Raw genomic sequence first — 13,547 nt, 5'->3', positions numbered from 1 at the left:
ACACGTGCCGCCCTGGCGGACGACTCACCCCGAAGGAGGCTCTCCGCTCGTGACCACGCTCCTGTCCGCCCAGGACGTGACCTTGCGCTACGGCGACCGCGTCGTGTCGACCAGACTGGCCGTCGACATCCCGACCGGCGCTTTCACCGCGATCGTCGGCCCCAACGCGTGCGGCAAGTCCACGCTGCTGCGCGCCCTGGTCCGGCTGTTGCGCCCCACCGAGGGGCGGATCAGCTTCGACGGCCGGGACATCGGTTCCTACCAGAGCAAGGCGCTGGCCCGGCAGATCGGGTTCCTCCCGCAGGAACCCGTGGCACCCGAGGACATCAAGGTCCGGCAGCTGGTCGCCCGCGGCCGGTTCCCGCACCAGACGCTGCTGTCGTCGTGGTCGCCCGCCGACGAGACGGCGGTGGCCGACGCGCTGCGCGTCGCCGGCGTCGCCGACCTGGCCGACCGGCCGGTGCGGGAGCTGTCCGGCGGCCAGCGGCAACGGGTGTGGGTGGCGCTGGTGCTCGCCCAGGACACCTCCCACCTGCTGCTGGACGAGCCGACCTCGTTCCTCGACATCACCCACCAGTACCAGTTGCTGTCGCTGCTGGCCGGGCTCCGCGACGAGGGCCGCACCGTCGTCGCCGTGCTGCACGACATCAACCAGGCGTCCCGCTACGCCGACCACCTGATCGCGATGAAGGACGGCGCGGTGGTCACCGAAGGCCCGCCGTCCGCCGTCGTGGACTCCGTGCTGATGAAACAGGTCTTCGAGCTGCCCAGCGTCGTCGTCCCCGATCCCGTGACCGGCACGCCGATGGTCGTGCCCGCGTTGTAGTTCCCGAGGAGCCCCCAGTTGAGCCCCGAATCGTCCACCGTCCCCCTGTCCCTCCCCGTTGCGCGGGAGAACACCGTGCTGGAACTCACCGGAGCCCAACTGGGCATCTGGAACGCGCAGCGCCTGGAACCGGACTCGCCGTACTACGTGGTGGGCGACGTCGTGGAGGTCCGGGGAGACGGACCGGTGGACCCGGTGCTGCTGGCCGAGTCGGTGCGCGCCACCGCCGAGGAGGCGGAGAGCCTGCGGCTGCGGGTCTCCGACACCCCGGACGGCCCGCGCCAGGTGGTCTCCGCCGAGCCGGTGCCGCTGCCCGCGATCGTGGACCTGTCCGGTGCGCCGGACCCCGTCGCGGCGGCGCACGCGTTCGTCGCGGCCGAACGGGCACGGGTCGGCGAGGCGTGCCGGGGCATGGTGGACCGGGACCTGTTCTCGCACACCGTGATCCGGCTGTCCGACCACGAGGTCTGGTACACCCAGCTGGGGCACCACCTGGTGTTCGACGGCTACACGGCGGCGATGATCGCCCGCCGCACGGCCGCCCGCTACACCGCGCTGGCGACCGGCGAGCCGGTGCCGGCGGCCACGTTCGGCCGGTTCGCGGACCTGGTGGCGGCCGATTTCGCCTACCGGGCGAGCGACCGGGCCGAGCAGGACCGGCGGTACTGGGTGGACCGGTTCACCCCGCTGCCCGAGCTGGACGACTCGGTGGCGGTGTCCGGCCCGCCGGAGGACACGGTGTTCGCGCGGGCGGTCGTGCCGGCCGACGAGGTGGAGCGGCTGAAGGCGGCGGCCGAGCGCGAGGGGATCACCTGGGGCGAGGCGCTGATCTCGGTCTACGCGGCGTTCCTGCACCGGGTGCTGGGCCGCGCGGACGTGGTGTTCGCGCTGCCGTTGATGTGCCGCACGGGTGCCGGGCTGCGCACCCCCGCCATGGCGGTGAACGTGCTGCCGCTGCTGGTGCCGGTGCACGGCTCCGACCGGTTGGGCGACCTGGGGCGGCGGGTGGCGGGTGTGATGCGCGAGATGCGCGTCCACCAGCGCTACCGGGGCGAAGACCTGCCCCGTGACCTGGCCGTGCCGGGCGCGGGCGCGCTGCTGCACGGGCGGGGCATCAACCTCAAGGCGTTCGAGCTGGCCATGGACTTCGCCGGGGCGACGGGCGTGATGCGCAACATCGCGGGCGGCCCGCCGGAGGACATGGGCCTGAGCGTGCTGCCGACCCACGACGGCGGCCTGCTGCTGGGCTTCGAGGTCGACGCCCGCACGCACGACCAGGCGGCCGTCGAAGGCAAGCTGACCGCGCTGCGCCGGCTGCTCGCCGACCTCGTCGAGGGGCGCGCGGTCGGGCAGGTCGACCTGGTGCCCGCGGCGCAACGGGACGCGCTGCTGGGCGAGTGGTCACCGGCTGCGCTGCCGGGCGAGCCGCAGGACGTGGCGTCCCTGGTGGACGACCTGGACCCGGACGCCGTCGCGCTCGTGTTCGGCGACGACGAGCTGACCGGCGCCGAGCTGGCGGCCCGGGTGCACCGGCTGGCCCGCGTGCTCGGCGCGCGCGGGGTCGGGCCGGACGACGTGGTGGCGCTGGCGCTGCCCCGCTCGGCGGACCTCGTGGTGGCGCTGTTGGCCGTGCTGGACGCGGGGGCCGCGTTCCTGCCGCTGGACGTCGAACACCCGGTGGAACGGCTGCGCGAACTCGTCGCGGACGCCCGCACGAGACTTGTCGTCGCGGTGGGGGAGACGGCCGCCATCTGTCCACAAGGGACGGAAGTGCTGCTGCTGTCCGACGAGCCGGGTGCGAGCGGCGAGCCGTTGGCCGACCCGCACCGGCACCCGGAGCGGCTGGCGTACGTGATCCACACGTCGGGCTCCACCGGCAAGCCCAAGGGCGTGCTCGGTCGGGCCGCCGGTCTGTCCGCCCTGGTGCACCACCACCGCTGCACCACCGTCGCCGACACCGCCCGCGCGGCCGGGCGCCGGCTGCGGGTCGCGCACACCTACTCGTTCGCGTTCGACTCGGCGCTGGACCAGCTGCTGTGGCTGCTGTGCGGCCACCAACTGCACGTCTACGACGCCGAGACGGCCCGCGACGCGGACGCCCTGCTGGCCGCCTGCGCCCGGGACCGGATCGACGTCGTGGACACCACCCCGTCCATGGCCGCTCCGCTGGTGGACGCCGGACTGCTGCACGGCGGGCACCGGCCGGCGCTGCTGGTGCTGGGCGGCGAGGCGACCCCGCCGGCGCTGTGGCAGCGCGTGGTCCGCTCCGGCGTCGAGGCGCGCAACATGTACGGGCCGACCGAGGCCGCCGTGGACGCCACCAGCGCCCGGCTGTCCGGCGACGAGCCCACCATCGGCCGGCCGCTGCCCGGCACCCGGACCTACCTGCTGGACAACGCGTTGCGCCCGGTTCCGCCGGGCGTGCGCGGCGAGCTGTACCTGGCCGGTCCCCGGTTGGCGCGCGGCTACCTGGACCGGCCCTCGCTGACGGCGGAGCGGTTCGTTGCCGACCCGTTCGGCGGTCCCGGCGACCGCATGTACCGCACCGGTGACCTGGCCCGCTGGACCCCGCGCGGCCTGCTGTACCTGGGCCGGCACGACGGCCAGGCCAAGGTCCGGGGCCACCGGGTCGAGGTGGGCGAGGTGGAGGCCGCGCTCGGCGCGGTCCCCGGCGTGAGCGCCGCGGCGGCCGTCGTGCACACCGGCACCGGGCACGCCCGCCTGATCGGCTACGTGGCACCCGCCGCCGGCGCGACCCCCACCCCGGAGTCGGTGCGCGACGAGCTGGCCGGGCGCGTGCCGGACCACCTGGTGCCGTCCGTGGTCGTGGTCCTGGACGCCTTGCCGGTCACCGCGAACGGCAAGCTCGACCGGGCCGCGCTGCCCGAACCGCGCGCGACCGGCGGCGGCCGGGCTCCGGCGACCGACCGGGAACGCCTGCTGTGCGCGGTCGTCGCCGAGGTGACCGGTGCCGAGCAGGTCGGCGTGGACGACGACTTCTTCGCGCTGGGCGGCGACAGCATCACCGCCATCACGGTGAGCAGCCGCCTGCGCGCCCACGGCCTGGAGATCAAGCCCCGGGACCTGCTGGCGCGGCGCGGCCTGGCCGCGCTGGCGGCGGCGGCCCGCGAGATCGGCGAGACCGCCGTGGTGCCGGACGAGCCGACCGGGCCGGTGCCCGCGCCGCCGATCGTGCGCGCACTGCTCGACCCGCACCCGGACGTCGCCGCCGTCGCCGGGTACGCGCAGTGGACCGCGCCGCACGTGGCCGGTCTGGAGTTCGGCGACCTGGTCCGCGCGGTGCGCACCGTGCTCGACCACCACGACGCCCTGCGGCTGGTGGTGACCGACGGCGGGTTGGTCGTGCGCCCGCGCGGGACCGTCGAGCCGGACGTGCGGGAACTGTCCGGCGCCGACGTCGAGGACGTGGCCGGGGAACTGGCCGCCCTGCTGGACCCGGCGGCCGGCGCGCTCGTGCAGGTGGCGCTGCTGCACACCCCCGACGGCGACCGGCTCGTGCTCGTGCTGCACCACCTGGTGGTCGACGGCGTCTCCTGGCGCGTCCTGCTGCCCGACCTGCGCGCGGCGTGCGCAGGCCGGGCGCTCGACGCGGTGGGCTCGTCGTGGCGGCGGCACGCGCTGGTGCTCGCCGAGCAGGCCGAGTCCGGTGCCCGGCGCGGCGAGCTGGACCGCTGGCGGCACGCCCTGGGCGGTGCCCGGCTCGGCCGCCGCCCGCTGGACCAGGCCCTCGACACGGCCGCGACCGCCGACCGCACCACCACCGTGGCCTCGCCCGAGGTGACGGCCGCGCTGCTGACCACCCTGCCCACGGCCTACCGGGCGGGCGTGGACGACGTGCTGCTGGCCGGGCTCGTGCTCGCGCTGCGGTTGCACGGCGTGCGGGAGGACGTCTCGGCAACCGCCGAGGGCCACGGCCGCGACACCGCCGGCCTCGACCTGTCCCGCACGGTCGGCTGGTTCACCAGCGAGTACCCGGTGCGCGTGCCGGTGGACGCGGTGCGCTCCGACGCGGCCCTGGCCGACGCGCTGGCGGGCGGCCAGGCCGCCGGACGGCTGCTGCGCGCCGCCAAGGAGGCCAAGCGCACCGTCCCGGACCACGGCCTGGGCTACGGCGTGCTGCGCCACCTCGACCCGCAGACCCGCGACGAGCTGTCCGCCGTGCCACCGCCGGACCTGCTGCTGAACTACCTGGGACGGTTCGCCGCGCTGCCCGGTGACGGCTGGCGGCTGCCCGAGGGCGACCCGTTCGCCGTCGTGGAGCCGCCCGCCAAGGCGCTGGAACAGCTGCTGGCGCTCAACTGCTTCGTCCGCGAGGACGGCGCACCGAGGCTGGCGGTCGAGTGGACCGCCGCCCGCGAGGTGCTGCCCGCGCACACCGTCGAGCAGCTCCAGCACGCCTGGTCGCAGGCGCTGGCCGCGCTGGCCGCGCACGCCGACCGGATCGGGCCGGACGGCGGCGGGCTCACCCCGTCCGACCTGCCCCTGGTGGACCTCGACCAGGACGCCATCGACGCCATCGAGGCCGCCGGGCGGGTGGAGGACGTGCTGCCCGCCGCTCCGCTCCAGGTCGGCCTGGCGTTCCACACGCTGGCCCGCGCCGAGCAGGACACCGACGTCTACGTGGTGCAGGCCGTCACGCTGCTGCGCGGCGACGTCGACGCGGAGCGGATGCGCGCCGCCACGGCCGAGCTGCTGCGCCGCCACCCGGCGCTGCGCGTCCACCTGCACACCACGGCCGACGCCGTGGTGCAGGTCGTGCCCGCCGACGTGCACCTCGACTGGCGGCACGTGGACCTCACCGGGTCCGCCGCCGACCCCGAGGCCGAGTTCCGCACCGAACTGGACCGGCCGTTCGACCCGCACCGCCCGCCGCTGATCCGCTTCCTGCTGGTCACGCTCGGCGCGGGGGAGCACCGGCTGGTCCTCACCGTGCACCACGCGCTGCTCGACGGCTGGTCGATGCCGCTGGTCGGCCGCACCCTCCTGGCCACCTACGCCGAGCTGGGCGGCGGCCCGGCCGCGTCGGTCGCCCCGGCGCAGGACGAGTACCACCGCTGGCTCGCCGGCCGCGACCACGACGCCGCGCTGGACGCGTGGCGCGAGGCGTTCGCCGGGGTCGAGGGCACCCACCTCGCACCGGCCGCCGGTCCGACTGCGGTGGGCCGCCCCGAGCGGGTGATGATCGGCCTGGGCGCGGAGTTCAGCGACCGGCTGCGCGCGTTCGCCCGGGACCGGGGGATGACGCCGGCCACCGTCCTCACCACCGCGTGGGGCGTGCTGCTCGGCCGGCTCACCGGCAAGCAGGACGTGGTGTTCGGCTGCCCGGTCTCCGGCCGGCCCGCCGAGGTGCCCGGTGTCGAGTCGATGATCGGCCAGGTCGGCGGCACGATCCCGGTGCGCGTCCGGCACACCCTCGCCGACACGGCGGCCGACCTGCTGGAGCGGGTGCACGCCGAGGCGCTGGCGCTGGCCGAGCACCACCACGCGGGGCTGCCCGCCATCCACCGCGCGGTCGGTGCCGGCGAGCTGTTCGACACCATGCTGGTGATGGAGAACTTCCCGCTCTCCACCCGTCGCACCACGCGCGTCGCGCCCGGCCTGGACCTGGTCGGCGTCGACATCACCGACGCCACCCACTACCCGCTGACCGTCGTCGTGCTGCCCGACGACGAGATCACGCTCGGCCTCGGCTACCAGCCGCACGCGTTCGACGAGGACGCGGTCCGCGCCTACGGGCGGTGGCTGCGCAACCTGCTGCACGAGATCGTCGCCGACCCCGACCGGCCGGTGCCCGTGCTGCGCGCGCTGGACGCCGACGAGCGGGCCGACGTGCTGCGCCTGGGCGTCGGCCCCGTGCCGACCCGGGAGCGCGGTGGCGTGCTCGCCGAGTTCGGGTACTGGGTGCGGCGCACGCCGGACGCGGAAGCCGTGGTGTGCCGGGACCGCTCGCTGTCCTACGCCGAGCTGGACCGCCGGGCGAACCGGCTGGCCCACGCGCTGCTCGACGCGGGCGTTCGGCCGCAGGACCCCGTGGCGGTGCTGCTCCGCCGGGACGTCGAGCTGGTCGTGGCGCTGTTCGCCGTGCTCAAGGCGGGCGCGGTCTACGTGCCGATGGACCCGGACTACCCGCAGGACCGCCTCGCCTTCATGTTCGCGGACGCCGAACCCGCCGCCGCTGTGTCCACAGTGGACGTGCCGGGTGGTGTCCCGGTGGTCGACCCCGTCACCCCCCGTGGCCCCGAGGAGTGGGACGACGACCCGGTCGAGGCGCGGCGGGGCATCGTCGACGATTCGCTGGCGTACGTCATCTACACCTCCGGCACCACCGGCAGGCCCAAGGGCGTGGGCATCACGCACCGGGGCCTTCCGAGCCTGATCTCGTTGCAGGAGGACGTGGTCGGCATCGGCGCGGGCGAGCGCTACCTGCACTTCGCGTCCACCAGCTTCGACGTGGCGTTCTGGCAGTTCATGCTGCCCCTGCTGTCCGGCGGTACCTCCGTCATCGCCCCGGAAGAGGTCCGGGTGCCCGGTGACGAGCTGCTGGACTACATCGCCGAGCACCGGGTGACCGGCGTGAACCTGCTGCCCTCGTTCCTGGCCGCGATGCCCGACGACGCGACCGTCCCGCCGGACGTGTTCTTCGTCGTCGGCGCGGAACGGCTCGACCCGGAGCTGGCCCGCCGCTGGGGCGACCGGCGCGCGCTGTTCAACGCCTACGGCCCCACCGAGGTCACCATCAACTCGGTGACCTGGCACTACGACCCCGCCGACCCCGGCCCGCTGCCGATCGGCCTGCCCGACCCGGAAGTCCGCGCCTACGTGCTGGACGCCGGTCTGCAACCGGTCGGCGTGGGCGTGACGGGCGAGCTGTACCTGGCGGGCCCGAAGCTGGCGCGCGGCTACCTCAAGCGGCCCGGCCTGACCGCCGAGCGGTTCGTGGCCGACCCCTTCGTGCCCAGTTCATCCGGCTCGGCCGGCGAGCGCATGTACCGCACGGGTGACCTGGTGCGGCTGCGCGCGGACGGCCGGATCGTGTTCCTGGGCCGCGCCGACCACCAGGTGAAGGTGCGCGGATTCCGGATCGAGCTGGGCGAAATCGAGACCGCGCTCGCCCGGCACCCCGGGGTGCGGGCGTGCGCGGTGGTGGTGCGGGAGGACCGGCCCGGCGACCGGCGGCTCGTCGGCTACGTCATCCCCGCCGACGGTGCCCGGCCCACACCGGAGGACCTGAGGACCCACCTCGCCGTCGAGCTGCCCGACTACATGGTGCCCGGCGCGTTCGTGGAGCTGGACCGCCTGCCCCTCGGACCGGCCGGCAAGCTCGACCGGGCCGCGCTGCCCGCGCCGGAGCTGCGCGCGGTGGCCGCCCGCGAACCCGCGACGGTGGCGGAAACGGTGCTGCTGGGCGTGTTCCGCGAGGTGTTGGGCGAGCACGTGCAGTTGGACGACGCGTTCCTGGACGCGGGCGGCGACAGCATCGTGTCGCTGCGGGTGGTCTCCCGCGCCCGGCGGGCCGGGTTGAGCCTGACCGCGCGGGACGTGTTCGAGGGCGTCACGGTCGCGGGGATCGCCGCCCGCTGCGGGCTGCCCGAGGTGGCGGACGACGCCCCGGCCGTCGGTGACGCGCCGCCGACCCCGGTCATGCGCTCGATGCTGCGGCGCGGCACGGCCGACGGGTTCTGCCAGTGGGTCGAGGTCTGCGTGCCGCCCGGCGACGTCGACGGCTGGCGTCGGGTGCTGGACGCGGTGCTGGCGCGGCACGACGTGCTGCGCGCGCACCTGGCGGAGGTCGACGGCGAACCGGTGTTGCGCATCCCGGCGGAGGGCGCGGTGACCGGGGCGGACGTGCTGACCCACGTGACCGCCGACGGCGACCTGCGGTCCACCGTGGATGACTGCGTGGCCGCCGCGCGGGACGCGATGGACCTGCGCAAGGGGCCGCTGCTGCGGGCCGTGTGGGTGGACGCCGGTCCGGACCGGTTGGGCCGGCTCGCCCTGGTGGCGCACCACGTCGTGGTCGACGCGGTGTCGTGGCGGGTGCTGCTGGACGACCTCGCGCACGTGCACGGCGGGGGAGTGCCGACCCGGCACGGCCGGTCGTTCCTGGGCTGGGCGCGGGCGCTGCACGACGCCGTCGCGCACCGACGTGCCGAACTCCCGCACTGGCGCTGGGTGGCCGAAGCGCCCGTGGTGCCGATCGCCGAGCCGCTGGACCCCCGGCGCGACACGGCGGGCACCGCCCGGCACCACGTGGTGCGGCTGGACGAGGAGACCACGCGGACCGTCCTGACCACGCTGCCCGCCGCCCTGGGCACCACGCCGGACGCCGTGCTGCTGACGGCACTGGCGCACGCGGTCGCCGGGTGGCGCGGCGGCCGGCCGGACCTGCTGGTCGCGCTGGAGGGCCACGGCCGCCCGAACCACCTGCCCGACCGCTCCGGCCCGGTGGACCTGGCGCAGACCGTCGGGTGGTTCACCGCCGTGCACCCGGCCCGCGTCGCGGTGCCGGCCGGCGGGGTCGCGGCTGCGCTAAAGGCCGTCGCCGGACAGCTTGCGGCGGCCGGGGACGGGCTCGGGCACGGCGTCCTGGGCGACGAGGCACCCGGCCGGGAACCGGAGATCAGCTGGAACTACCTGGGCCGGTTCCCGGACACCCCGACCGCCGAAACCGCCTGGCAGTCGCCGCCCGACGCCGACCCGCTCGGCTCCGGCGGCCCGCCCGACCTGCCGCTGCCCCGCGCGCTGATGGTGGACGCGCTGGTCCGGGACGACGCCCTGGGCATCCGGTTCACCTGGCCCGCCGCGCTGCTCACCGACGTCGAGGAGCTGGGCCGGCGGCTGGTCGCCGAGCTGACCCGGATCGCCGGCGACCCGGCCGTCGACGCGCTGCGCGGCGGCGAGGTGCTGCCGCTGACCCCGTTGCAGGAGGTCGTGCTCCGGCACGCCGGGCCGGACGACCCGTACACCGTGCAGGCGGCGTTCACGCTGACCGGCGCGCTCGACGTCGAGGCCCTGCGCGCCGCCGCCGACGCCCTCGTGCGACGGCACCCGAACCTGGGCGCGGTGTTCCCCGCCGGGTGGGACGTGCAGGTCGTCCCGTCCGATCCGAGGCCGGGGTTCCGGGTGCTGGACGCGCCCGACGTGGACGCCGCGCTGGACGCCGACCTCGCCGAGCCGTTCGACCTGGTGACCGGGCCGCCGCTGCGGATCACCGCGCTGCGCTCCGGTGACCGGCACACGGTCGTGCTGACCAGCCACCACGTGCTGTCCGACGGCTGGTCCGCACCGCGCATCCTCACCGGGCTGTTCGCGCTGTACGCGGGCCGGGAGCTGCCGGAGCCGGTGCCGTTCGCCCGGTACGCGCGGTGGCTCGCCGACCGGGACCCGGCCGCCGACCTGGCCGCGTGGCGCACCGAACTCGACGGGCTGGCGGAAGGCGACCACCTGGTGGGCGACCGGCCGGTGCCGGTCGGGGCCGCCGAGCCCGCGCTGTTCACCGTGGCCGGCGACCTGGTCGCCGAGCTGACCAGGGCCGCCGCGAGCCGGGGGCTGACCCCGAACACCCTCGTGCAGGGCGCGTGGTCGGCGGTGCTCGCGGCCCGTTCCGGGCGCACCGACGTGTCGTTCGGCGTGATGGTGGCCAACCGGACCGCCCCGGTGGACGGGGTGGAGGAGATCGTCGGCCTGCTGGCGAACACGGTGCCGGTGCGCACCCGGTTCACGGGCACCGTGGCCGAGTCGTTGGCGGATCTCCAGGCGCGGCAACAGGCCATGCTGGAGCACCACCACGTGCGGCTCGCCGACCTGGAGAAGCTGACCGGTCTGCAACGGCTGTTCGACAGCCTCGTGGTGTTCGAGAACTACCCGGTGGACCCGGCGAAGCTGCGCACCCCCGCGCCCGGCCTGACCACGGTCGCCACCCGGTTCCGCGAACGGACCCACCACCCGGTGACCGTCACCGTCGTGCCCGGCGAGGACGGCTGGCACGGCGTGCTGCACCACCAGGCCGGACTGTTCGACCCCGACCAGGCCCGTGCCCTGGCCGACGACCTGCTGCGGGCGCTGCACGCGCTGCCGCACCGCTTCGACGACCCCGCCGACGCGTTCCTGGAGGGCTGGTGAGCACCCCGACGAAGGTGGACGCGGCCCTCTGGCGGACCGCGTTCACCCTGGTCCTGGGCACGTTCATGGCGACGCTGGACAGCACGATCGTCCTGGTCGGCGTGGACGCGCTCACCGAGCGGTTCGACGCGTCGGCGACCGAGGTCCAGTGGGTCACCACCGGCTACCTGCTCGCGGTCGTCACGGCGGTGCCCGCGTCCGGCTGGCTGGCCGACCGGTTCGGCGGCCGGCGCACCTGGATGACGGCGGTCGCGCTGTTCACGCTGGCGTCGCTGCTGTGCGCGCTGGCCTGGTCCCTGCCCGCGCTGATCGCGTTCCGGGTGCTCCAGGGCCTGGCGGGCGGCGTGCTGCCGCCGGCGGGTCAGGCGCTGCTGGCGCGCGCGGCGGGCCGGGAGCGGATCGGCCGGGTGCTGGCCGTCGTCGCGCTCGTGCCGCTGCTCTCCCCGGTGTTCGGCCCGCTCGCGGGCGGCGCGATCCTCGGCGCCGCCGACTGGCCGTGGCTGTTCGCGGTGAACCTGCCGATCGGCGTGGCCGCCGTCCTGCTCGCCCGCCGCACCGTCCCCGCCGGCCCGCCCGCCGAGGGGCGCACGCCGTTCGACGTGCGGGGCGCGCTGCTGCTCTCACCCGGTCTGGCCGTGCTGGTGCTCGGTCTGACCAGCGTCGAGGACGGGCTCTCCGCGCTGCCCGTGGCCGCGATCACCCTGGGCGTCGCGATGCTCGTCGCGTTCGTCCTGCACGGTTTGCGCGCCCGCACCCCGCTGGTCGACCCGCGCCTGTTCGCCCGCCCGCCGTTCGGCGTCGCGGCGCTCGCGCTGGTCGTGCTCGGCGCGTCGGTGTTCGGCACCATGTTCCTGCTGCCGCTGTTCCTCCAGGGTGCACGCGGACTGTCCGCCTGGGACACCGGCCTCCTGCTCGCGCCCCAGGGCGTGGGCGCGGCGGTCGGCTCGCTGGCGGTCAACCGCGTCATCACCACCACGTCGCCACGAACCCTGGTGCTGATTGGCGTCGCGCTGGTCGCCGTCGGCACCGCGCCGTTCACGCAGCTGCACCACGACCTCCCGGACCTCGCCATCGCGGCGGCACTGCTGGTCCGGGGCGTGGGCGCGGCGATGATCGGCGCACCGGTGATGAACATCGTCTACAGCCGCATCGAGCAGGCCCGCCTGCCCCGTGCGGCGAGCGCCCTGAACCTCCTCAGCACCCTGGGTGGTTCCCTGGGCACCGCGACCATGGCGGTGGTGCTCCAAGCGCGCCTCACCGCCCGCGGACCCGACCCGGCGGCGGCGTTCGCCGACGCCTTCTGGGTGGTCCTGGGTCTGGTCGTCATCGGAGCCCTGGGCGCCACCCGGCTGCCCCGCCCCCGATCCCCCGAGCACGATAAGGACACCGCAGATGTCTGATCAGGACACCCTGCCCGCTCCCGCCGAGGTGGCCACGCACGTCGTGGCCGACCGAGTGGCGCACCACCGCAGAACGGTGGTCGACGTGCTGAGCCAACGGGACCCCCGGCTGCTGGTCGTCGTCGGGCCGTGCTCCGTGCACGACCCGGCGGCGGCGCTGGACTACGCCGACCTGCTCGCGCGGGCCGCCGAGCGCTACGCCGACGACCTCGTCGTGGTGCTGCGCGCCTACCTTGAGAAGCCCCGCACCGTCGCGGGGTGGACCGGCCTGCTGCCCGACCCGACCCTCAACGGCAAGGGCGACATCGCGACCGGCATCCGCCAGGGCCGCGACTTCCTCGCCGAGGCCGCCTCGACCGGCCTGCCGCTGGCGTACGAGTTCGTGGACCCGATGCTCGCGCACTACGTGGCCGACCTGGTCACCTGGGGCGCGGTGGGCGCGCGGACCGTGGCGTCCCAGCCGCACCGCCACCTCGCGTCGTGGCTGCCGATGCCGATCGGCATGAAGAACTGCACGTCCGGGCGCATCGACACCGCCGTGCACGCCATCCAGGCGGCCGGCCTGCCGCACTCGTTCCCCGGCGTGGCACCGGACGGACGTCCCACCGTGCTGCGCAGCACCGGCAACCCGGACGCCCACCTCGTGCTGCGCGGCGGCCCGACCCCGAACTACGCCGCACCGCACGTGGCGGCGGCGCTGGCGGCCCTGACCGAGGCGGACCAGCCGCCGCGCGTGGTCGTGGACGCCTCGCACGGCAACAGCGGCAAGGACCACAACCGGCAGCCCGCCGTCGTGGCGGACCTGGCGGCGCAGGTGGCCGACGGCAACCGCCTCCTGACCGGCGTGATGATCGAGTCGTACCTGTCCGACGGCAACCAGCCGCTCGGAACCGGCCCGCTGCGGCGCGACCTGAGCGTGACGGACGCCTGTCTCGGCTGGTCGCGCACCGAGGACCTGCTGGAGACCCTGGCGCAGGCCGCCCGCGCCCGCGCGAACCGGTAGCAGTCCCGCCGCACCGAACCGGTGATCCCGGCCGGTCGAGACGACACCCGGATCCCCGAGTCGTCCTCTCGGCCGGCCTCCGCGCGCCCGCACGCCAAGCGGCGAAGTCCCGCCCGACCAGGTCGGGGACGGGCACGGCGGCCGGCCGGCCACCGTGAGCCTTCGGCGGTGTCGG

4 protein-coding genes are annotated in these 13,547 nt (G+C 75.6%); all 4 read left to right on the top strand.

Annotated features, from left to right (window positions below; translation table 11 throughout):
* The first annotated feature begins 49 nt into the window (after window positions 1-49).
* The 4 genes from AB0I60_RS02890 to AB0I60_RS02875 all read left to right on the top strand — a co-directional run bounded on the left by AB0I60_RS02890 (window position 50) and on the right by AB0I60_RS02875 (window position 13,372).
* Window positions 50-826: an ABC transporter ATP-binding protein gene (locus tag AB0I60_RS02890; protein ID WP_360725488.1), complete on the top strand. Its 777-nt coding sequence runs from the start codon at window positions 50-52 to the stop codon at window positions 824-826.
* A 75-nt stretch (window positions 827-901) separates the two neighbouring features.
* The gene (locus tag AB0I60_RS02885) at window positions 902-10,969 is read left to right on the top strand and encodes an amino acid adenylation domain-containing protein (protein ID WP_360725752.1); all 10,068 of its coding nucleotides are present in this window, start codon (window positions 902-904) and stop codon (window positions 10,967-10,969) included.
* On the top strand, window positions 10,963-12,369 hold the full coding sequence (locus tag AB0I60_RS02880) for a DHA2 family efflux MFS transporter permease subunit (protein ID WP_360725751.1): 1,407 nt from the start codon (window positions 10,963-10,965) through the stop codon (window positions 12,367-12,369). Before AB0I60_RS02885 ends, AB0I60_RS02880 begins: the two co-directional genes overlap by 7 nt.
* Window positions 12,362-13,372 carry a 3-deoxy-7-phosphoheptulonate synthase gene (locus tag AB0I60_RS02875; RefSeq protein WP_360725487.1) on the top strand — a complete coding sequence of 337 codons (1,011 nt, stop codon included), beginning with the start codon at window positions 12,362-12,364 and terminating at the stop codon, window positions 13,370-13,372. Before AB0I60_RS02880 ends, AB0I60_RS02875 begins: the two co-directional genes overlap by 8 nt.
* The last annotated feature ends 175 nt before the right edge of the window (window positions 13,373-13,547 follow it).

The sequence above is a fragment of the Actinosynnema sp. NPDC050436 genome (assembly GCF_040655415.1).
In the GTDB taxonomy this organism is placed as follows: Bacteria; Actinomycetota; Actinomycetes; order Mycobacteriales; family Pseudonocardiaceae; genus Actinosynnema.
This window is presented reverse-complemented; position numbering and strand designations above follow the sequence as displayed.